The organism is Streptomyces europaeiscabiei (genome assembly GCF_036346855.1).
Classification (GTDB): Bacteria; Actinomycetota; Actinomycetes; order Streptomycetales; family Streptomycetaceae; genus Streptomyces; species Streptomyces europaeiscabiei.
On record NZ_CP107841.1, the window covers coordinates 5,754,430 to 5,775,618 of the forward strand.

Annotated in this window: 17 protein-coding genes and 1 pseudogene; 16 read left to right on the top strand and 2 right to left on the bottom strand. The window is 71.6% G+C overall.

Annotation, left to right across the window (positions count from 1 at the left end; all coding sequences use genetic code 11):
• Positions 1–72: 72 nt before the first annotated feature.
• Both OG858_RS25165 and OG858_RS25170 read left to right on the top strand, forming a co-directional pair.
• Positions 73–276: a hypothetical protein gene (locus OG858_RS25165; RefSeq protein ID WP_319065570.1), complete on the top strand. Its 204-nt coding sequence runs from the start codon at positions 73–75 to the stop codon at positions 274–276.
• 1 nt (position 277) lies between these two features.
• Positions 278–613, top strand: coding sequence for a Rieske (2Fe-2S) protein (locus tag OG858_RS25170; protein ID WP_037702762.1), 336 nt, complete (start codon positions 278–280; stop codon positions 611–613).
• A gap of 185 nt (positions 614–798) precedes the next feature.
• On the opposite strand, the gene OG858_RS25175 is transcribed toward OG858_RS25170, so the two are convergent.
• Positions 799–1,212: a pyridoxamine 5'-phosphate oxidase family protein gene (locus OG858_RS25175; RefSeq protein ID WP_037702760.1), complete on the bottom strand. Its 414-nt coding sequence runs from the start codon at positions 1,210–1,212 to the stop codon at positions 799–801.
• Positions 1,213–1,431: 219 nt separating this feature from the next.
• Between OG858_RS25175 and clpB the strand changes: the two are divergent.
• Positions 1,432–4,026: pseudogene (gene clpB, locus OG858_RS25180) on the top strand (ATP-dependent chaperone ClpB); the annotation flags it as partial.
• A 260-nt stretch (positions 4,027–4,286) separates the two neighbouring features.
• On the top strand, positions 4,287–4,835 hold the full coding sequence (locus tag OG858_RS25185; RefSeq protein WP_319065569.1) for a YbjN domain-containing protein: 549 nt from the start codon (positions 4,287–4,289) through the stop codon (positions 4,833–4,835).
• Between the two features lie 138 nt (positions 4,836–4,973).
• Here OG858_RS25185 and OG858_RS25190 read toward each other — a convergent pair whose 3' ends face one another.
• Positions 4,974–6,203 (bottom strand): pyridoxal phosphate-dependent aminotransferase, encoded by a 1,230-nt coding sequence (locus tag OG858_RS25190; protein ID WP_328544420.1) that lies wholly within the window; start codon positions 6,201–6,203, stop codon positions 4,974–4,976.
• Positions 6,204–6,943: 740 nt separating this feature from the next.
• On the opposite strand from OG858_RS25190, the gene OG858_RS25195 reads away from it, so the two are divergent.
• The 12 genes from OG858_RS25195 (at position 6,944) to OG858_RS25250 (ending at position 20,823) form a co-directional block, all read left to right on the top strand.
• Entirely contained in the window at positions 6,944–7,264 is a 321-nt protein-coding gene (locus OG858_RS25195; RefSeq protein WP_086753296.1) for a hypothetical protein, read from the top strand.
• A gap of 139 nt (positions 7,265–7,403) precedes the next feature.
• Positions 7,404–7,814, top strand: coding sequence for a hypothetical protein (locus OG858_RS25200; protein WP_179201421.1), 411 nt, complete (start codon positions 7,404–7,406; stop codon positions 7,812–7,814).
• A gap of 536 nt (positions 7,815–8,350) precedes the next feature.
• On the top strand, positions 8,351–8,872 hold the full coding sequence (locus OG858_RS25205; protein ID WP_319267385.1) for a DUF2617 family protein: 522 nt from the start codon (positions 8,351–8,353) through the stop codon (positions 8,870–8,872).
• 396 nt (positions 8,873–9,268) lie between these two features.
• The gene (locus OG858_RS25210) at positions 9,269–10,903 is read left to right on the top strand and encodes a polyamine aminopropyltransferase (RefSeq protein ID WP_319267383.1); all 1,635 of its coding nucleotides are present in this window, start codon (positions 9,269–9,271) and stop codon (positions 10,901–10,903) included.
• A gap of 215 nt (positions 10,904–11,118) precedes the next feature.
• Positions 11,119–12,081, top strand: coding sequence for an SRPBCC family protein (locus OG858_RS25215; protein WP_328544419.1), 963 nt, complete (start codon positions 11,119–11,121; stop codon positions 12,079–12,081).
• A gap of 214 nt (positions 12,082–12,295) precedes the next feature.
• Positions 12,296–13,120, top strand: coding sequence for an aldose epimerase family protein (locus OG858_RS25220; RefSeq protein WP_319065565.1), 825 nt, complete (start codon positions 12,296–12,298; stop codon positions 13,118–13,120).
• A gap of 32 nt (positions 13,121–13,152) precedes the next feature.
• Entirely contained in the window at positions 13,153–13,707 is a 555-nt protein-coding gene (pyrE, locus tag OG858_RS25225) for an orotate phosphoribosyltransferase (RefSeq protein WP_037702743.1), read from the top strand.
• A 186-nt stretch (positions 13,708–13,893) separates the two neighbouring features.
• Positions 13,894–14,916, top strand: a complete 1,023-nt coding sequence (gene fbaA, locus OG858_RS25230) for a class II fructose-bisphosphate aldolase (protein ID WP_328544418.1) — start codon at positions 13,894–13,896, stop codon at positions 14,914–14,916.
• Between the two features lie 913 nt (positions 14,917–15,829).
• Positions 15,830–17,302: an MFS transporter gene (locus tag OG858_RS25235; protein WP_328544417.1), complete on the top strand. Its 1,473-nt coding sequence runs from the start codon at positions 15,830–15,832 to the stop codon at positions 17,300–17,302.
• A gap of 579 nt (positions 17,303–17,881) precedes the next feature.
• Positions 17,882–18,295: a DUF3151 domain-containing protein gene (locus tag OG858_RS25240; RefSeq protein ID WP_086750798.1), complete on the top strand. Its 414-nt coding sequence runs from the start codon at positions 17,882–17,884 to the stop codon at positions 18,293–18,295.
• 304 nt (positions 18,296–18,599) lie between these two features.
• Positions 18,600–19,445, top strand: coding sequence for a tryptophan 2,3-dioxygenase family protein (locus OG858_RS25245; RefSeq protein WP_086750799.1), 846 nt, complete (start codon positions 18,600–18,602; stop codon positions 19,443–19,445).
• Positions 19,438–20,823, top strand: coding sequence for a kynureninase (locus tag OG858_RS25250; protein ID WP_328544416.1), 1,386 nt, complete (start codon positions 19,438–19,440; stop codon positions 20,821–20,823). The genes OG858_RS25245 and OG858_RS25250 overlap by 8 nt, the downstream gene beginning before the upstream one ends.
• Positions 20,824–21,189: the final 366 nt, after the last annotated feature.

Here is a 21,189-nt window from a genome sequence, read left to right on the forward strand (position 1 = left end):
ACGTGCCCGAATGAGCCATCGTCGTACTCGACGGGGGAAAGAGGGGACCTTCAAGTGAGGACGAAGCCGACTATGCGCAAGAGAATGCTTCGCTCGGTGCTTGTCGCCGCCTTTTCCACCGTTTTCATCTTCGGAGCGCTGGGTGGTCTCTCCGATGCGAAGGGTGATATTCGCGCGGACACCAGTTGGCCGGCGGTGGCGAAGTCGACGGCACTGGCGCAAGCCTTGGACACCAGCTGGCCGGTACCTCCGGCTGATGATGGTGCGGGGGGCTGATGTGACCACTCCGCCTGACGACCGTTCCTTCCGCCGGGAAATGGCCACCGCCTACCGCTCCGGTTGGCACTTCATCGACCTGGCCACCGCCATCCCCCACAGCGGTGACTCGTTGATGGTGACCGTGTTCGGCGAACCGGTGGTGGTGACCCGGGACGAGGACGAGGACATCCGGGCGTACCGGTGTCTGCGGCGACCGCGCGGCGCGCCGCAGCCAGTGCGGTGTGCCGTCCGGTACGGGATGGTCTTCGTCAATCTCGACCAGCGCGACCACCGGCTCGCCGAGCCGGAGACCCCGGCCTCCACGGCCGTATCAGCCACCCCCCGCAGTGCCTGAAGCGATCCCCCGTCGTTTCAAATCGCTCAGGCGCTTCCCCCCAGCAGCGGCGTCACCGTGACCTGAACACGGTGACGCCGCTGCAGGCTTGCGGGGACATTTCGGGATGTCCACCGGTATCGGGACGGTCCCGCCTGCCCGTTCATCTGTCCGAAAAAAGGTCAACCGGAAGCCGGCGGTGACCGTCAGCCGCGCCCCAGTGCCCCCGTCAGTTCGATCTCGATCACGACGCGGAGCGGGTTGGGCCGCGGCTCCCTGCCGTAGCGCTCCGCGTACCGCCGCTCCGCCTCCGCGACCCGCTCCCGGTCCTCGTGGACCCGGGCGAGCCCCTCCAGCGTGGCCCAGCGCGCGCCCTCCATCTGGCACACCGCGACCCGCGCACCCTCCGCCCCCGCGGCGCGCACGTGGCGTGCCTTCGCGCTCCCCGTGCGGGTGATCACCCGGGCGAGTCGGGCCCCTGGCTCGTAGGTGACCCCTACGGGCACCACGTGCGGGCTGCCGTCGGCGCGCAGCGTGGTCAGGGTGCAGAGATGGCGTTCCTGCCAGAAGGCGAGGTACGCGGCGTCCGGGTCACCGGGGTCCACTCGATATGTGCTCACGGTCCTGGAATCTAGCGGGGAATCGGGTTACCCGGTCCTCGGGTCTTCCGGGAACCCTCCCCGCTCCACCTTGAGTGGAATAGACTCAACTTTGTGCACGTTGCCCAAGTCAGTATGGCCGGGACCGACCGACACCGCCGCCCGTCGGCCACCGACCACCGACCGGCGTAACGGGCTGATGACCGACGCAACGGCTGACGCAAGGAGGGAAACGCGAACGTGGATGCCGAGCTGACCAACAGGAGCCGGGACGCGATCAACGCGGCCAGCAACCGGGCCGTGTCCGAGGGACACGCCGACTTCACCCCCGCCCACCTGCTGCTGGCTCTGCTGCAGGGCCAGGACAACGAGAACATCACCGACCTGCTCGCCGCCGTCGACGCCGACCAGGCGGCCGTGCGCGCGGGCGCCGAGAAGATCCTGTCCGGCCTGCCCAGCGTGACCGGCTCCACCGTGTCGCCGCCCCAGCCCAACCGCGAGCTGCTCAGCGTGGTCGCCGAGGCCCAGGCCAAGGCGAAGGAGCTGGGCGACGAGTACGTCTCCACCGAGCACCTCCTGATCGGGATCGCCGAGAAGGGCGGCCAGGCCGGGGACGTACTCTCCCGGCAGGGGGCGAACGCCAGGAAGTTGCAGGAGGCGTTCCAGAAAGCCAGGGGAGGACGCCGGGTGACCACAGCCGATCCGGAGGGGCAGTACAAGGCCCTGGAGAAGTTCGGGACCGACTTCACCGCCGCCGCGCGGGAAGGCAAGCTCGATCCCGTCATCGGCCGGGACCAGGAGATCCGTCGCGTCGTGCAGGTGCTCTCCCGCCGCACCAAGAACAACCCCGTCCTCATCGGTGAGCCCGGCGTCGGCAAGACCGCCGTCGTCGAGGGCCTCGCCCAGCGGATCGTGAAGGGCGACGTGCCCGAGTCGCTCAAGAACAAGCGGCTGGTCTCGCTCGACCTCGGCGCCATGGTCGCGGGGGCCAAGTACCGGGGTGAGTTCGAGGAGCGGCTGAAGACGGTCCTCGCCGAGATCAAGGACTCCGACGGCCAGATCATCACCTTCATCGACGAACTGCACACCGTCGTCGGCGCGGGCGCCGGCGGCGACTCCGCCATGGACGCCGGCAACATGCTGAAGCCGATGCTCGCCCGCGGCGAGCTGCGCATGGTCGGCGCGACGACCCTCGACGAGTACCGCGAGCGCATCGAGAAGGACCCGGCGCTGGAGCGCCGCTTCCAGCAGGTGCTGGTCGCCGAGCCGACCGTCGAGGACACCATCGCGATCCTGCGCGGACTCAAGGGCCGCTACGAGGCCCACCACAAGGTCGTGATCGCGGACGCGGCGCTGGTCGCCGCCGCCACCCTCTCCGACCGGTACATCACCTCCCGCTTCCTGCCCGACAAGGCCATCGACCTCGTCGACGAGTCCGCCTCCCGGCTCCGGATGGAGATCGACTCCTCGCCCGTCGAGATCGACGAGCTCCAGCGGTCCGTGGACCGGCTCCGCATGGAGGAGATGGCCCTCGACAAGGAGACCGACGCCGCCTCCCGCGACCGTCTGGAGAAGCTGCGCCGCGACCTCGCCGACAAGGAGGAGGAGCTGCGGGGCCTCACCGCCCGCTGGGAGAAGGAGAAGCAGTCCCTCAACGCCGTCGGTGAACTCAAGGAGAAGCTCGACGAGTTGCGCGGCCAGGCCGAACGCGCCCAGCGCGACGGCGACTTCGACACAGCCTCCAAGCTGCTCTACGGCGAGATCCCCACGCTGGAAAGGGCGTTGGAGGAGGCCTCCGAGGCCGAGGTGGAGGCCGCCGCGTCCAAGAACACCATGGTCAAGGACGAGGTCGGCGCCGACGACATCGCGGACGTCGTCGCCTCCTGGACCGGCATCCCGGCCGGCCGCCTGCTGGAGGGCGAGACCCAGAAGCTGCTCCGTATGGAGGACGAGCTGGGCCGCCGCCTCATCGGCCAGAGCGAGGCCGTACGGGCCGTGAGCGACGCCGTACGCCGGTCCCGCGCGGGTATCGCCGACCCCGACCGCCCCACCGGCTCCTTCGTCTTCCTCGGCCCGACCGGCGTCGGCAAGACCGAGCTGGCCAAGGCTCTCGCCGACTTCCTCTTCGACGACGAGCGGGCCATGATCCGCATCGACATGTCGGAGTACGGCGAGAAGCACAGCGTGGCCAGGCTCGTCGGCGCGCCCCCCGGGTACATCGGCTACGAGGAGGGCGGTCAGCTGACGGAGTCCGTCCGCAGGCGTCCCTACTCGGTCGTGCTGCTGGACGAGGTGGAGAAGGCGCACCCCGAGGTCTTCGACATCCTGCTGCAGGTGCTGGACGACGGCAGGCTCACGGACGGACAGGGCCGTACGGTCGATTTCCGCAACACGATCCTGATCCTCACCTCGAACCTGGGCAGCCAGTACCTGGTCGACCCGGCCACCAGCGAGGCGGTGAAGAAGCAGCAGGTCATGGACGTGGTGCGGGCCTCCTTCAAGCCGGAGTTCCTCAACCGCCTCGACGACCTCGTGGTCTTCTCCGCGCTGGACAAGGCGGAGCTGGAACGCATCGCCAGGCTCCAGATCGACCGCCTCGCCAAGCGCCTCGCCGAGCGCCGCCTCACCCTGGAGGTCACCCCCGAGGCCCTGGCCTGGCTCGCCGACGAGGGCAACGACCCGGCGTACGGCGCCCGCCCGCTCCGCCGCCTCGTCCAGACCGCCATCGGCGACCGCCTGGCCAAGGAGATCCTCTCCGGCGAGGTCAAGGACGGCGACACGGTCCGGGTGGACGCGTTCGGGGAGGGCGAGGGGCTGATCGTGGGCCCGGCGACGGACGCCCCTACGGCACCAGGAACCGCACCGGGAACGGCGCCCGGGACAGCCTCCGGGACAGCCTCCGGGACGGACGCTCCGACGGCCCCGTCGATGGAGAAGAAGCCGTGATCCGGGGTACCCGAAAGGTTCCCGCCCACGCTCGTAGCTGAATCCCCCGGCGGATCCGGCCAAGGGCGACGAACCGCGCGGGGCAGGGGTTGCCACCCCCCGCCCCGCATGGGGGAGGATGGCGGAATCCGTACGAAGGGAAAATCACGGTGAGCATCGACCCGTCCTCGATTCCGAACTTCGGGGGCCAGCCCGAGCCGCAGCCCCAAGGGCCGGCGGGCCCCGTCGTTCCGGATCAGGACCTTGTGAAGCAGCTCCTGGACCAGATGGAGCTGAAGTACGTCATCGACGACGAGGGTGACCTCGCGGCGCCGTGGGAGGAATTCCGCACGTACTTCATGTTCCGTGGCGAGGGTGATCAGCAGGTCTTCTCGGTGCGCACGTTCTACGACCGCCCGCACCAGATCGACGAGAAGCCGGGTCTGCTGGAGACGATCGACGACTGGAACCGCCGCACCCTGTGGCCCAAGGTCTACAGCCACACTCACGACGACGGCACGGTCCGTCTCATCGGCGAGGCCCAGCTGCTGATCGGCACCGGCGTCAGCCTGGAGCACTTCGTCTCGTCGACGGTCAGCTGGGTGCGGGCCGCCATCGAGTTCGACAAGTGGATCGTCGAGCAGCTCGGCCTGTCCGAGGACGTCGACGAGGCCGACAAGCCCAAGGACGGCGACGACGGCGACGACGGCGAAGCGTAGTCGGCGGCGCACGCCCCGCAGACGTACGAGAGCCCGGCCAGGGCCCCCGCCACCTCGGCGGGTGCCACGGCCGGGCTCTCGCCTTTCCCGTGCGGGGAAGGAAGGCCCGGCTTCACCCCGAACGGGGCCGGAGTGGCGTCAGAACGCCGACTTCAGCCGCTTCGCCGCCGCCTCCAGCACCTCCGTACGCTTGCAGAACGCGAACCGTACGAAGGGCGCGCCGGCCTCGCGGTGGTCGTAGAACACGGCGTTCGGGATGGCCACCACGCCCGCCCGCTCCGGCAGCGCACGGCAGAAGGCGAAGCCGTCGGTCTCGCCGAGGGGGCGGATGTCGGTGGTGATGAAGTACGTGCCGGCCGTCCGGAACACCTTGAAACCGGCGTCCGAGAGCCCCGTCGCCAGGAGGTCCCGCTTGGCCAGCATGTCCGCGCGGAACGCCTCGAAGTAGCTGTCCGGCAGCGCGAGCGCCTCGGCGACGGCGTACTGGAACGGCCCGGACGCCACATACGTGAGGTACTGCTTCGCCGAGCGCACCGCCGTGACCAGCGCGGGCGCGGCCGTCACCCAGCCCACCTTCCACCCCGTGAAGGAGAAGGTCTTGCCCGCGGACCCGATGGTGACGGTCCGCTCCCGCATACCGGGGAAGGTCGCCAGTGGAATGTGCTCGGCGTCGTCGAACACCAGGTGTTCGTACACCTCGTCCGTCACCACCAGCAGATCCCGCTCCACGGCCAGCTCAGCGATCGCCGTCAGTTCCTCACGGGTGAGGACGGTGCCGGTCGGGTTGTGCGGCGTGTTGATCAGCAGCAGCCGCGTCCGGTCGGTGACGGCGGCCCGCAGCTCGTCGAGGTCCAGCCGGAAGCGTCGATCCGCGTCGCCGCCCCCCGGCCCCTCGGACGGCCGTAGCGTCACCGGTACGCGGGTCCCGCCCGCCATCGCGATGCAGGCCGCGTACGAGTCGTAGTACGGCTCCAGGGCGACCACCTCGTCGCCGGGCTCCAGCAGCCCCAGCAGCGCGGCCGCGATGGCCTCCGTGGCGCCCGCCGTGACCAGCACCTCCGTGTCCGGGTCGAACGCCAGCCCATACCGCCGCCGCTGGTGGTCGACGATCGCGCTGCGCAGCTCGGGAACGCCCGGCCCCGGCGGGTACTGGTTGCCCCGGCCGTCGCGCAACGCCCGTACGGCGGCCTCGCGGATCTCCTCCGGGCCATCGGTGTCCGGGAAACCCTGGCCCAGGTTGATGGACCCGGTCTGCAGGGCGAGCGCCGACATCTCGGCGAAGATCGTCGTCCCGAACTCGGCGAGCCGCCGGTTGAGCGGCGGACGAGGGGTGCGGGCGGGGCTTGCGCTGGAGGTCATGGCCGTCATCCTGCGCCCAACCTCTGGACTTCCTCAACTCGGCTTTGAGCGGTGAGACCCGAGGGCATCCCCACGTCACGCACGGCCCACGGGGGGTCTGCAAGGGGGAACGAAAGGCAGGTGCCGAGATGGAGGTCTTCTTCTTCCTCTTCATGGGCGCGGTCGTTCTGGTCAGCATCGTCTCGAAGGCCGGTCGCGGTTCGCAGCGGGGCCGTCGGCGCTCGCACAGCTGGTGGGCGGACGGCGGGTCGTCCCGCCACGGGAGCGGTGGCGGCTCGTCCTGCGGCGGAGGGTCGTCCTGTGGCGGCGGTTCTTCCTCCTGCGGCGGTGGCTGCGGCGGCGGAAGCTGATCGCCACATTGCCGACAAAGCTCTGGACTTGCTCAACTCGGCTTTGAGCGGTCCGCGGCGGGGGCATCTCCGCGACACGCAAGTGCGCGAGGCGCCCACGGGGGGTCGCTTCGGGGGACACAGGAAAAGAAGAGGGGAGGGTGAGTCATCGTGGAGAACGACCTCATCCTTGTGCTCGTCGCCATGGGAGTGGTGGTCCTCATCGGCTTGGCGGTCGCCGTCCGAGCCGGCAGGACTGCCAGGCGCCGAGGGCGGCGCGGCAGCTGGTGGGCGAATGGCGGCTCGTCCGGCGGCTCGTCCAGTGGATCGTCGTGCGGAGGTGGCTCGTCCTGCGGGGGCGGTTCCTCCTGCGGCGGTGGCGGTGGCGGTGGCGGCGGCTGCGGCGGCGGAAGCTGACCGATGGTCGTGACACTCCTGCCGCTCGGCGTCCTGCTGTTCGCCGCCCTCGTGGTGGTGACGTCGCTGGTGGTGCCGATCGTCATGGTGATCGCGCGAAGCGGTGTCGGCGACGCGCCCGGCCTGGGCCCGCCCCGACCGCTCCGGCGGCACGACAGCTGGTGGGACGATGCCGCACGGTCGCCGTGGCCCGGCAGTGACGGCGACGGTGTCGGCGCCGACAACAGCCACGGTCCCGGTCACGGCGATTCGTCGTCGTGCGGCAGCGGTGGCGGCTCGTCCCGCGGGGGCGGCTCGTCCTCCTCCTGCGGCAGCGGCGGCTGACCGCACGAACAAGCTCTGGACTTGCTCAACTCGGCTTTGAGCGGTCAACAGCGGGGGCATCTCCGCGACACGCAAGTGAGCGAGGCACCCACGGGGGGTCGCTTCGGGGGACTCAGAAGAAAGAGGGGAGGGTGACGCCATGAACGCGATCGCGGTGATCGGCTTCATCCTGGTGACGGTGATCGGTCTCACGACGGTGATCGGTGTCGTCAGCAACCGCAGGACGCGCGCGGCACGAGCGGCCGCACGGCGCCGTTCGTCGAACGGACGCGGCGGCGGCAGCGCCCACCGCAGTGCCCACCGCAGCGGCAGCAGCTCGAGCAGCAGCTCCAGCAACAGTGACAACAGCTGGTGGGTGCTGGGCGCCGCGGGCGTCGGCGACAGCGGGTCGTCCCACTCCTCGTCGGGCGACGACCGCGGTTCGTCGTCCGGGGGTGGTGGGTCGTCCTGCGGCAGCGGCAGCTCGTCGTCGTGCGGTAGCAGCAGCGGCTCGTCCTGCGGTGGCGGTTCCTCCTGCGGTGGCGGGGGCGGATGCGGTGGAGGCAGCTGACACGGGGCAGCCGAGCTCCACGACACGAGCGCCCGCCGGGACGGACTTCCCGGCGGGCGCTCGCGTGTGTGATGCCGACCGGACGGGGCAGGCGCCCGAGTAGCCGTGCTCGCGTGCCCGCTGCACGTTCGGGCGGCGCACGGGTGTGACTCCTGTTCACGCCTGAGTACGCCGGGTGGGCCCGGTTGTCCGGTGGGCGCTTCCCGGGGTTCGCGCGCCCGGCCCGGCGGGCGCGCGGGGAGCGCGTTGACCGACGGAGCGTACGCCTGGTTGAACAGTTGAGCTGGGCAGCCCTCGGGGGGATGGAAACCGCGTCAAGTTGGGTAAAAACGCTGTGGCGGCGCCACAGTTCATGATTCCCTATAAATCGCCAACGCAGCCCCCGGACGTCCCTCCCGGCAGGCCTGACGCGGCTGACCGGACCGACTGGGACGTCGTCCTCACCCGACCTGGCTGACCGGGCCACGATTCCCGGTGCCGACCGGGGTGCGCCGGACCCACACCTCTTCTCTTTTGCGTCGCTGCGGAGCCGACCCATGCTCACGACCCTGAACACCGCCTACACCGACACGCGCGCGGCAGACCTCGCCTGGGCCCTGGGGCGGGAACCGCTGCCCGCGCTCGCCACGCTCGATCTCGAACTCGCCGGTGCGAAGCTGCAGTTGCGACTGCTCGGCGCGTCCCACCAGGTACTCCTTGAGGAGGAGCAGGGCAGCCACTGTTCGGAGACGGTCGCCTGCATCCCGGGGTCCAGCACGCCCCTCCCGCTCGGTGTGGCCAAACGTGTGGGCGACTGGGAGTACGAGTTCGCCGCCCGCGTCGAGGTGCTGTCACCGGGTTCCTTCGCCGGCCGCGCCCAGGAGCTTCTGGCCCTCGTCTCCGACCATCCCCACGGCCTGGCAGGCGTCTTCCCCGGCAGCCCGCACGCCTTCACGGCGATGCTCGCGCAGAGACACGAGGGTCAGGTCCACTGGCGTACGTGGCACGCGTATCCCCAGGACGGGCAACTGGTCGCGACGAGAACGAGGGTTGGGGTCAGGGTGTCGGTGACGCTGTGAGTGGGGGTGCGTCGGGGTGGGCGGGACGAGTGGTGGGGTGGCTGTGACGGGTGGTCGGGTGCGGGCCCGGTGGGGCTGGTCGCGCAGTTCCCCGCGGGCCTGAAAGACCAGGCCCCGCGGGCCTGAAAGACCAGGCCCTGCGTGCCTGAAAGGCCAAGCCCTGCGTGCCTGAAAGGCCAAGCCCTGCGAGCCTGGCAGACGACGGCCCTACGGGCCTGAAAGCACGGGGCGCAGCCCCTGCCTTTCAGGGGCGCGGGGAACTGCGCGACCAGCCCCCACGCACCCGCACCCGCCAACGCACCCGAACCCCCGAGCGATTAGGCACCCGGCGAAGCGTCGCAGACCACCCGTGTGGGTGACCCAGCGGAGCGCGACCGTGACGGTAGCGTGCCAGGAGTGATCGAGCCGCACGCCCCCGCACCCCCCGGCGCCCCTCCCCCCTGGCGCGGCCACGGAGGCCCCGGTGCCCAGGCTTGGTTACCGGTCCGCCCGGGAGTCGGCCGCTTCCTCGTTCTCGCCGGCGTCTTCGTCTGCGCCGCCTGCGGACTCGTGTACGAACTGGAACTCGTCGCCCTCGCCTCGTACTTGATCGGCGACTCCGTCACCCAGGCCTCCGTGGTCCTCTCGGTCATGGTCTTCGCCATGGGGATCGGCTCCCTCGCAGCCAAACGCCTGCGCCCCCGCGCGGCCCTCGGCTTCGGCGCCATCGAGGCCGCCCTCGCCCTCGTCGGTGGCTGCAGCGCCCTGGTGCTGTACGCGGCGTTCGCCTGGACCGGCGACTGGGGCGGCATGTGGGCGAGCGGCTCCCGCTACCTCCTCGTCGCGTTCTCCCTGGCCATCGGCCTGCTCATCGGCGCCGAGGTCCCGCTGCTGATGGAGCTGATCCAGCGCATCCGCCGCCAGGACGCGGTCGGCGCGGTCGCCGACCTGTTCGCGGCCGACTACGTGGGCGCGCTGGTCGGCGGCCTGGCCTTCCCCTTCCTCCTCCTGCCCTGGCTCGGCCAGCTCACCGGCGCCCTGCTCACCGGCACGGTCAACGTCCTGGTCGGTGGCGCCCTCGTCCTCGGCCTGTTCCGCCACGACATGACCCGCCGGGCCCGCCGGCTGCTCCTGGCCACCAACCTCGCCGTTCTCGGTCTCCTCGCCACCGCCGCCGTACACGTCGACGACTTCGAGCGCGCCGCCCGGCGGGCGGTGTACGGCAAGGACGTACGGGTCGCGTTGCAGACCGGCGTCCAGGAGGTCGTCCTCACCGGCGGCAGGGACGGCCGCCCGCTCTCCCTCTTCCTCGACGGCCGCCTGCGCATCAGCGGCCGCGACGAACACCGCTACCACCGGGCCCTCGTCCACCCCGCCATGAACGCGGGCCCCCATGCCCGCGTCCTCGTCCTCGGCGGCGGTGACGGCCTCGCCGCCCGCGAAGTGCTCCGCCACGACGACGTACGCCGGGTGGACGTCGTCGAACTCGACGCGGGCGTGGTGCGTCTGGCCCGCACGGACCCCGCCCTCTCCGCCCTCAACGACCACGCCTACGCCAACGACCGCGTCCGCGTCTTCACGGAGGACTCCTTCGCCTGGCTGCGCGGCGTCCGCCCGACGGAGCCGTACGACGTCGTGATCTCGGACCTTCCCGACCCCGGCATCACGGCGAGCACCAAGCTCTACTCGCAGGAGTTCTACGGCCTGGCCCGTGAGGTCCTGGCCCCCGACGGCCGCATGGTGGTGCACGCGGGCCCGGTGTCGTCCCGGCGGCAGGTCTTCTGGACGGTCGACGCCACCGTCCGCGCCACCGGGCTGCACACCACGCCGTACCGGGTCACCGCCGTCGCCCCCGGCTTCGTCACCCGCCCCGACCGCACGGCCCACACCTCCCGCGCCCCCCACGACTGGGGCTTCGTCCTGGCGACCCGGCCCGACGTCGGCCGACGCCCACCACCGGACCTCGGTACCGGGGCCACGCGCCTCGACGCCGCCGACCGCGTGCGGGGCCTGCAGCCGTCGACGCTGGTGCACCCGAGGTACACCGGCTGAGCCGTGCGGGGCGTGTGGGCCGCGTGGGGAGCATGGGCCGTGTGGGGAGCATGGGCCGCATGGAGCGGCATGAGTCAGATGAATCCGCGAGGTGCGTGCGATGAGTGCGATGAGTGAGGGGTGTGCGGGCCGCTTGGGGCCGCGTGGGGCGGAATACGAGCAATAACGCGTATGTACGGGTGCGGTGCGGTGCCACCTGGGTAGGCTCGGTTTCCATGGAGCATGAGGTGTTCGTTCCGGTTCCCGTCGGCCGCCTCCGGGAGGCGCTGTCCGATCCCGAGCGGGTGGCCCGAGCGGTCCCCGGGCTCCAGCAGGACGTGGGCACCCCGCCCGTCGCCGGCCGCGTGAAGGTACGCGTCGCCGGCCACACCATCACCTACCGCGGCACCCTCCGCGTCACCGCCCAGGACGACGGCTCCTACGCCGTGGAGGGCGACGCCACCGAGGCCCGCGGCAGCGGCGCCGTGAAACTCACCCTCACCCTCCGCCTCACCCCGGCCACCGAGGGCACCACCCTCATCTGCACCGGCACAGCCACCGCCGACGGCCGCATCACCGAACTCCCGGCCGACTCGGTGTCCTCGGCGGTGACGCGGCTGCTGGGGCGGTTCGCGGAGAACTTGGGGAAGGCGGCCGAGACCGAGCCGAAGCCCACGGTCGGATCCGAGGCTCCGGGATCCGAGGCTCCGGGATCCGACGCTCCCGGATCCGAGGCTCCGGGATCCGACGCCCTCGGATCCGAAGCCCCCGAAGCCGAGGGCGCCTCTGACGTCGGCGTGGCCTCCGAAAGCGCTGAATCCCCCGAAGCCGCTGAGGAGCAAGGTGAAGCCGCTGACGAGCAAGGTCGGGATGAGGGAGAGCCCCCGGCCCCCGTCGAGGACGAGCCGCCCGCCTCCGTCTTCGAGGCCGAGGTCCCGCCGTCGGCGCTGGACCCCTTCGCCGAGGAGGACTTCGTCGCCGGGGGCGAGCCGCCGGCGGAGGCCGCGCACGCCCGCCGGACGATGATCGGCCGTAGCGCGGAGGAGGTCGACCACGCACCGCCGCGCGGCCGGTACGCCCCGGTCCCGGCGCCCGAACCCGTCTCCGCGAGCGCCACCCTCCGCTGGGCGGCCCCCGCAGCCGCCCTCGCCGTCGCCTCCGCCATCATCGTGACCCGCGCCCTCCGCAAACGCCGCTGACGCACCGCCCGCGGGCGGTGCGCCGCCGTACGGACCAGGCAGGTCATCGAACTCGACGACGCCGCAGCATGGAGGAGAAGGACCCACACAGCCGTGCGGCCGGCACGCCCCGCCCCTGGCCCGCCTCCACCGACTTCGCTCTCCGCTGTGCCGTCCCCTCGCGGGAAGCGTGGTCCGGCAACTCCTCGGTGGGGTGGGCCAGTAGGGTCGAGGGGTGAGTAGCGAAGAGATCACGTTGGCCGCGGGTGACGCGGAGGTGGTGCTGGCACCGGGGAACGGTGGCCGGGTGGCGGGCCTGGCTGTCGGTGGGGTCCAACTGCTGCGGCAGGGCGAGCGGTTCGGCTGCTTCCCGATGGTGCCGTGGTGTGGACGGATCCGCGACGGACGGTTCCGCGACGGCGGCAGCGTGCAGCAGATGCCCCTCAACGCCCCGCCCCACGCCATCCACGGCACGACCCGCGAGGGAGCCTGGCGCGTCGCGAGCCACGGCGGCACCGAGGCCGTCCTCACCTACGACCTCGTCGAGCCCTGGCCCTACCCCGGCCGCGTCACCCAGGTGGTCACCCTCACCCCGGACGCCCTCACCCTCACCATGTCCGTGGAGGCACACGACTCCTCCTTCCCGGCCCAGATCGGCTGGCACCCCTGGTTCAACCGGAGCCTGGCCGACGGCGGCGAGGACGTACGGATCGACTTCACGCCCGCCTGGCAGGAGGAGCGCGGCGCGGACCACCTCCCCACCGGCAACCGCCTCGACCCCGCGCCCGGCCCCTGGGACGACTGCTTCGGCATGCCCGGTGGCGTCGACGTCACCCTCACCTGGCCGGAACGGCTGGAGCTGAAGGTCGCCTCTCGCGAGGAGTGGGTGGTGCTCTACGACGAGCAGGCGGAGGCCGTCTGCGTCGAGCCGCAGACCGGCCCGCCGAACGGCCTCAACACCCACCCCCGCCTGGTCACCCCCATCGACCCCCTCGAAGCCACGACGACCTGGACCTGGCGGCGCCTGGAGAAGGACAGCTCTCAGGAGGACAGCCGGTAAGGGGACATTAGGGGCCCTTTAAGCTGGCTGCCATGACTGACGTGGACGTACGTGGATCTTTGCTGCAGCAGATCAAGGACAAGGCCGTGGTGCACGGCAAGGTGACCCTGTCGTCGGGTCTGGAGGCGGACTACTACGTCGACCTGCGCCGCGTCACCCTCGACGGCGAGGCCGCCCCGCTGGTCGGGCAGGTGCTGCTCGACCTGACCGCCGACCTCGACTTCGACGCGGTCGGCGGTCTCACGATGGGCGCCGACCCGGTCGCCGGCGCCATGCTGCACGCCGCCGCCGCGCGAGGCCGCAGGCTGGACGCCTTCGTCGTCCGCAAGGCGGCCAAGGCGCACGGACTTCAGCGGCAGGTCGAAGGTCCGGAGATCGCGGGCCGCCGCGTACTCGTCGTCGAGGACACCTCCACCACCGGCGGCTCCCCGCTGACCGCCGTCGAGGCCGTGCGCGCGGCAGGTGCCGAGGTCGTCGCCGTCGCCACCATCGTCGACCGGGCGACCGGCGCCGCCGAGAAGATCGAGCAGGGCGCCGGGGTCCCGTACCGCTTCGCGTTCTCCAAGGACGAACTGGGCCTCGACTGAGCGCGTCGTGCCTCGATTGAGGCCCATCCGCGGATAAGAACACCAAGGTCAGGGGTTACCGAACAGTTCTGGACACCCTGGCCGGAGCATCGGGTCCCGTCTGGAAGGATGGGGCCGACGATGACGTCGCAACCCTAGGTCAGGGCTCGTAAGCACAACGCCACCCGCACATACAAGGAGCGGACCATGCCCATCGCAACCCCCGAGGTCTACAACGAGATGCTCGACCGGGCGAAGGCAGGCAAGTTCGCCTACCCGGCCATCAATGTGACCTCGACCCAGACGCTGCACGCCGCGCTGCGCGGCTTCGCGGAGGCGGAGAGCGACGGCATCGTCCAGATCTCGACCGGCGGCGCCGAGTTCCTGGGCGGTCAGTACAGCAAGGAAATGGTGACGGGTTCCGTCGCCCTGGCCGAGTTCGCGCACATCGTGGCCGAGAAGTACCCCGTCACGGTCGCGCTGCACACGGACCACTGCGCCAAGGACAAGCTGGACGGCTACGTACGTCCGCTGATCGCGGTGTCGGAGGAGCGGGTCGCGCGCGGCCAGAACCCCCTCTTCCAGTCCCACATGTGGGACGGCTCGGCGGAGACCCTCGCCGACAACCTCTCCATCGCGCAGGAACTCCTCGCCCGCGCCGCCGCCGCGAAGATCATCCTTGAGGTCGAGATCACCCCGACCGGTGGCGAGGAGGACGGCGTCTCCCACGAGATCAACGACTCCCTCTACACGACGGTCGACGACGCGATCCGCACCGCCGAGGCGCTGGGCCTGGGCGAGAAGGGCCGCTACCTGCTGGCCGCGTCCTTCGGCAACGTCCACGGCGTCTACAAGCCGGGCAACGTCGTCCTGCGCCCCGACCTCCTCAAGCAGCTGAACGAGGGCGTCGCCGCCCGCTTCGGCAAGGAGTCCCCGTTCGACTTCGTCTTCCACGGCGGCTCCGGCTCCACCGAGGAGGAGATCCGCACCGCACTGGAGAACGGCGTCGTCAAGATGAACATCGACACCGACACCCAGTACGCCTTCACGCGTCCGGTCGCGGCCCACATGTTCCAGAACTACGACGGCGTCCTGAAGGTCGACGGCGAGGTCGGCAACAAGAAGACCTACGACCCCCGCACCTGGGGCAAGCTCGCGGAGGCGTCGATGGCGGCCCGCGTCGTCGAGGCCTGCGGCAACCTGCGCTCGGCGGGCACGAAGATCAAGTAACCGACCCGGGACGGCCCCGCCGCCCGGTCCGGTGCACCCCGCCGCCCGGTCCGGTGCGCCCCGGCGACATCACCACGACTGCCCGCAGCCGCACATGCGACTGCGGGCAGTCGTGTGGAGGGGTTGGAACTGTTTGCCAAGGAGTGCGCACAAGGTCGAGTTGGCTCGGTCGTGTGATCGTCCGTTTGCGGGCTTGCGGGCTTGCGGGCTTGCGGGCTTGCGGGCTTGCGGGCTTGCGGGCTTGCGGGCTTGCGGGCTTGCGGGCTTGCGGGCTTGCGGGCCGGGCGGGCGTGCGGGCTTGCGGTGCCCTGGGCCGTTCGGGCTAACGTGATCGTGCGACCTGGTACACCGGGTGCGGCGTCAGCGTGCGGGGCCCCTGCTCCACCAGAGGATGGTTCAGGGCCTCCCCGTCGCCTCTGGCCGTATCCACTTGGCCAGGTCGCGCAGGGAACTGGCCTCCCGGGCCCGGGCCACGCACAGGATGCGTGTCGCCGCCCCGGGGTCGAGTACGCCGGGGACCGGCTCGCCCAGGACCGTTCGGGGCGCGCGGGCGCGCGGCTGAACTGACTCACCCCCGCTCAGTCCAGAGGAACGGTAGTCCTGTCGGCCGTCCCGGCTGTGGGCGGTTGTGTCGCCGGGGATAGACCCGTCGACTGTCCCTGCTGCGGGCGGCAGTCGTGCCGCCAGGGGCGGCGCGCGTGGGCGCAACGGCACCCCGTCAGCGCCTGCCGGGTCGCGCGACGACCGCGCCCTCGCCCGCGCCCCCACTGTCCGCCCGCACCCTCACTGTCCGCGTGCGCCCCCACTGTCCGCCCACGCCCCACCGTCCGGCCTCACGGCCAGGGCAACGGGCCGCTCGACGGCTCACCCGCACACCTGGCCCATTCGCCCCCGTCGCGGGATGATTCCGACCATGGCCGACGTACGCCTGGCCTCGCCCCAGGGCAAGTGGATCCTGCTGACCACGGTGCTCGGCTCCAGCATGGCCATGCTGGACTCGACGGTCGTCAACGTCGCCCTGCCCCGTATCGGCCTCGACCTGGACGCCGACCTCGCGGCTCTCCAGTGGACCGTCAACGCGTACATGCTCACCCTGGCCGGCCTGATCCTCCTGGGTGGCGCGTTGGGCGACCGTTTCGGCCGCCGCAAGGTGTTCGTCGTGGGCGTGGTGTGGTTCGCCGCGGCCTCACTCCTCTGCGGCATCGCCCCGAACGGCGGCGTACTGATCGCCGCCCGAGCCCTCCAGGGTGTCGGCGGTGCCCTCCTCACCCCCGGTTCGCTGGCCCTCATCCAGGCGTCGTTCCACCCCGACGACCGCGCGAGGGCGGTCGGCCTGTGGTCCGGCTTCGGCGGCATGGGCGCGGCCGTCGGCCCGTTCCTGGGCGGCTGGTTGGTCGACGGCCCCGGCTGGCGCTGGGTCTTCCTCCTGAACGTTCCCCTGGCCCTCCTCTGCGTCCCGATCGCCGCCCGCCACGTACCGGAATCCGCGGACGGCCGTAGCCACGACCGCGGCTTCGACGTCCTGGGTGCCGTACTCGGGGCCGCGTCCCTGGCCTTCATCACGTACGCGCTGATCGAGGCCAGAGCGGGCACGCTCGCGGTCGCGGTCACCGCACTCGCCGGCGTGGCGACGGCCGTGGCTTTCATCCACGTCGAACGCCACCGCCCCGACCCCATGATGCCGCCGGACATCTTCGCGTCCCGCCAGTTCACGGCGGTCAACATCGTCACCCTGTTCGTGTACGCGGCGTTCAGCGGCTTCTTCTTCCTCGCCGCGCTCCAGCTCCAGGTGGTCTCCGGCTACTCGGCCCTCGGCGCGGGCACGGCCCTCCTCCCCATCACCGTCCTGATGCTGCTCCTCTCCGCCCGCGCGGGCGCCCTCGGCGAACGCATCGGCCCCCGCATCCCCCTCACCGTCGGCCCGCTGCTGTGCGCGGCGGGTGTCCTGCTGATGCTCCGCGTGGGTCCCGACGCCGTGTACGTCACCGACGTCCTTCCCGCGCTCCTGGTCATGGGCCTCGGCATGGTCACCCTCGTGGCCCCCCTGACCGCCACCGTCCTCGCCTCCGTCACCACGGACCACGCCGGCCTCGCCAGTGGCATCAACAACGCCGCCGCCCGAGCGGCAGGCCTCCTGGCCGTGGCCGCGCTCCCCCTGATCGCCGGCATGGGCCCGGAGGCGTACCGCTCACCCATCCAGTTCGACAGCGCCTTCGACACCGCCATGTCCGTTTGCGCCCTCGCCCTCCTCGTCGCCTCGGCCCTGGCCTTCGCCACGGTCCGCCGCCCCGCGCCCGACTGCCAGCACCCCGAATGCCGCACACACGGCTGCGTGACGGCTCCGCCGCTGGAGGGGGAGCAACGAGGCGAGGCGGCGAAGGACTAGCCGGCCCCGAGAGCGTGCCGGACCGGGGCCGGAATTCGGGTGCGGGTCGTGCGTGGCCGGTCGCGCAGTTCCCCGCGCCCCTTGACGGAATGGGGCGAGCTCCGCGCGTCCCAGAGGCGCGGGGAACTGCGCGAGCACCCACGCACCACGCGTACCGGCCCGCTCATGGTCCGTACCGGCCTACGCACCACGCGTACCGGCCCGCTCATGGTCCGTACCGGCCTACGCACCACGCGTACCGGCCCGCCCACGGTCCGCACCGGCCTACGCACCACGCGTACCGGCCCGCTCATGGTCCGTACCGGCCTACGCACCACCCGTACCGGCCCGCCCACGGTCCGCACCGGCCTACGCCACAGTCCGTACCCGCCCGCCTACAGCCCGCCCACACCTGCCCACAGCCGCCCACAGCCCTCCCCGAGCTCTCGGGCGCCCAAGGGGGTCGAAGGGGCGCAGCCCCTGGTGGGGATGGGACGGGTAGGGGCGGCGGGGGCGAGAAAACCCGCCCCGACACCCGGCACCGAACCCCCACCCCCCACCCGGCGGACCCGACCCCACGCATGGGCCAGACTGGAACCCATGACGATTCACCAGAACCTCCTCGGCGGCCCGCCCCCGACGCACCTCCCGGACTACCCGGAACCCCGCGAACTCCTCGCGAACGGCACACCCCCGGCCGAGGTCGCCGCCAAGTACCCCACCTCCTCCCTCGCCTGGGCCCAGCTCGCCGACGACGCGTACGAGCGGGGCAGCGTCGTGGAGTCGTACGCCTACGCCCGTACGGGCTACCACCGCGGCCTGGACTCCCTGCGCCGCAACGGCTGGAAGGGCCACGGCCCCGTCCCCTGGGAGCACGAGCCGAACCGCGGCTTCCTGCGCGCCCTCCACGCCCTCGCCCGCGCCGCCGGAGACATCGGCGAGCAGGAGGAGTACGAGCGCTGCTCCCAGTTCCTGAAGGACTCCTCCCCGACGGCGGCACAGACACTCGGCTGAACGGGCCGGACACCCGGACACCCGGCTGAACGGCCGGACACCCGGCTGAACGTCCGGACTCTCGGCTGGGCGGCGCGGTCATGCGGCCGGGCGCGCACACACCGGCCGGGCGGCACACACCGGCCGGGCGGCGCGCCCATTCGGCTGATCCGAAGGCATTGTTCGTGCAGGTCCGCCTGGTGTGACCAGGCGGACCTTGCGGTGCGGGGGTGGTATCGCCGAACATGCCGGTGGGGACCGGGGCCCCCGTGTCGGAATTCGGCAGGGGCGGACCGCTACCCGGAGTACACAGCAGGAGACAGCGATGTCGCTTCCGGCTCAGCCCCACGAGGCTTCGGAGCCCGAGACCCCGCATCTCGACTTCCAGGGCACCACCCCGTACGAGGACTACGTCCAGGCGGACGTTCTCACCCACCTCCAGCACCCCCTCTCCGACGACCCCGGCGAGATGGTCTTCCTGGTGACCACCCAGGTCATGGAGCTGTGGTTCACCGTCATCGTGCACGAGTGGGAGACCGCGACCGCCGCGATCCGCAATGACGACGTGGCGACCGCGAAGGACGCGCTGAAGCGTTCCGTACGCGAACTGGAGGCCTTGAACGCCTCCTGGCGCCCGCTCGCCCAGCTCACCCCCGGCCAGTTCAACTCCTACCGCGCCGCCCTCGGCGAGGGCTCCGGCTTCCAGTCGGCGATGTACCGCCGGATGGAGTTCCTGCTCGGCGAGAAGTCCGCGTCCATGCTCGTCCCGCACCGGGGTGCCCCCCGCGTCCACGCCGAGCTGGAGAAGGCACTGCACGAGCCGAGCCTCTACGACGAGGTCCTGCGGCTGCTGGCCCGCCGCGGCCACGCGATCCCCGAGTCCGTCGTACGCCGTGACGTCTCCCAGCGCTACGAGCCCTCTCCCGAGGTCGAGGAGGTGTGGACCGAGCTGTACTCCGGCGACCCGGACCACGAACTCGCCCGCCTCGGCGAGGCGTTGACCGACGTCGCCGAACTCGTCTGGCGCTGGCGCAACGACCACCTCGTCGCCACCCGCCGCTCGATGGGCTCCAAGGCCGGCACGGGCGGCTCCGCCGGTGTGGCCTGGCTGGAGAAGCGCGCCCGGAAGAACGTCTTCCCCGAGCTGTGGACGGCGCGCTCCCATGTCTGAACTCACCGCACTCAGCACTGAACTGACCTCCCAGGCAAGGGAGTTGGACGCGGCCGACGAACTGTCCGGCCTGCGCAGCCGCTTCGTCCTCGACGACGCCGTGTACCTCGACGGCAACTCGCTCGGCGCGCTGCCGGTGTCCGTCCCCGGACGGCTCACGGATGTCGTGTACCGCGAGTGGGGCGAACTGCGCATCCGTTCCTGGGACGAGAGCGGCTGGTGGACCGCGCCCGAGCGGATCGGCGACCGCATCGCTCCGCTGGTGGGTGCCGCGCCCGGCCAGATCGTGGTCGGCGACTCCACGAGTGTCAACGTCTTCAAGGCGGTCGTGGCGGCGGTACGCATGGCGGACGGGGCCGGTGGCGGTCGCCGCGACGAGATCCTGGTCGACGCGACGACGTTCCCGACCGACGGCTACATAGCCGAGTCCGCGGCGCGCATGACCGGCCGCACACTGCGCCCGGTGACCCCGGCGGAGGTCCCGGCCGCCCTCAGCGACCGTACGGCCGCCGTCCTCCTCAACCACGTCGACTACCGCACGGGCCGCCTCCACAACCTCCCCGCCCTGACGGCGGCGATCCACGAGGCCGGCGCCTACGCCGTCTGGGACCTCTGCCACAGTGCGGGCGCCCTCCCCGTGGGCCTCGACGAACACGGGGTCGACCTCGCGGTCGGCTGCACCTACAAGTACCTCAACGGTGGCCCCGGCTCCCCGGCGTACCTCTACGTCCGCGAAGACCTCCAGCCCCGCTTCGACTCCCCTCTCCCCGGCTGGACCTCCCACGCCCAGCCCTTCGCCATGCACCCGTCGTACGAGCCGACTACGGGCGCGCCGCGGGGCCGGGTCGGCACCCCTGACATCCTGTCGATGCTGGCTCTGGAGGCGGCACTTGACGTCTGGTACGGGGGCAGGGGAGCCGGCTTCGCCGCGGACGCCGGAACTGAGGCCGCGAGTGGGGCCGGGGTCGTGAGCGGGACCGAGGCCGTGAGTGGGACCGAGGCCGTGAGTGGGACCGAGGCCGTGAGTGGGGCCGGGGTCGTGAGTGGGGCCGTGAGTGGGGCCGGGGTGACGATCGAGTCGGTCCGCGCCAAGTCCCTCGCCCTGACGGACTTCTTCCTGCGCTGCGTGTCGGCGTACGTCCCCGAAGGCCGGGTCGAGTGCCTCACGCCGACCGCCCACGCGGAACGCGGCAGCCAGATCGCCCTGCGCTGCGACGACGCCGCCGACGTCATGAAACGCCTCATCCACCAGGGCGTCATAGGCGACTTCCGCCACCCCGACGTCCTCCGCTTCGGCTTCACCCCCCTCTACGTCACCTTCGAGGACACGGAGCGAGCGGCCCGGGTGCTGGGGGAGACGGTGGGGACGCTGGGGTAGAGGCGCCGGGGGAGAGCGCGCAGGTGCTGGGGCGGTGGCGGTGCCCCAGCACCTCCGGAGGCCTCCGCGAGCCTCCGCAGGCCTCCGCCAGGCAGGGGCAGCCGCGCCTGCCCGGTCTGTGGGCAATCGTGCAGCCGGGGCGGCACGGGTGGGCGCAGGCGGCATCCGGCAAGCGCCGATGAGCGAAACCCGCCCCCGCCCGGTCGCGGCGGACGGCTCCGCTGCCACCCCGGCGCACCCTCACTCCGCTACCCCGCCCCACCTCCCTGACCCTGCGTCACATCCGCGTGTCGATGCACGTCACGGGCCTGATACCGTCCCCGCCAACGGCAGGCGCCCCTTTCCCAGGCACCCGCCCACCCAAAC

Bases quoted from the DNA above. Each gene is read 5' to 3' on its own strand.
- fbaA (WP_328544418.1), top strand. From the start codon at position 13,894: ATGCCCATCGCAACCCCCGAGGTCTACAACGAGATGCTCGACCGGGCG.
- OG858_RS25250 (WP_328544416.1), top strand. From the start codon at position 19,438: ATGTCTGAACTCACCGCACTCAGCACTGAACTGACCTCCCAGGCAAGG.
- OG858_RS25240 (WP_086750798.1), top strand. From the start codon at position 17,882: ATGACGATTCACCAGAACCTCCTCGGCGGCCCGCCCCCGACGCACCTC.
- OG858_RS25235 (WP_328544417.1), top strand. From the start codon at position 15,830: ATGGCCGACGTACGCCTGGCCTCGCCCCAGGGCAAGTGGATCCTGCTG.
- OG858_RS25245 (WP_086750799.1), top strand. From the start codon at position 18,600: ATGTCGCTTCCGGCTCAGCCCCACGAGGCTTCGGAGCCCGAGACCCCG.
- OG858_RS25195 (WP_086753296.1), top strand. From the start codon at position 6,944: ATGGTCGTGACACTCCTGCCGCTCGGCGTCCTGCTGTTCGCCGCCCTC.
- OG858_RS25200 (WP_179201421.1), top strand. From the start codon at position 7,404: ATGAACGCGATCGCGGTGATCGGCTTCATCCTGGTGACGGTGATCGGT.
- OG858_RS25205 (WP_319267385.1), top strand. From the start codon at position 8,351: ATGCTCACGACCCTGAACACCGCCTACACCGACACGCGCGCGGCAGAC.
- OG858_RS25190 (WP_328544420.1), bottom strand. From the start codon at position 6,203: ATGACGGCCATGACCTCCAGCGCAAGCCCCGCCCGCACCCCTCGTCCG.
- pyrE (WP_037702743.1), top strand. From the start codon at position 13,153: ATGACTGACGTGGACGTACGTGGATCTTTGCTGCAGCAGATCAAGGAC.
- OG858_RS25165 (WP_319065570.1), top strand. From the start codon at position 73: ATGCGCAAGAGAATGCTTCGCTCGGTGCTTGTCGCCGCCTTTTCCACC.
- OG858_RS25215 (WP_328544419.1), top strand. From the start codon at position 11,119: ATGGAGCATGAGGTGTTCGTTCCGGTTCCCGTCGGCCGCCTCCGGGAG.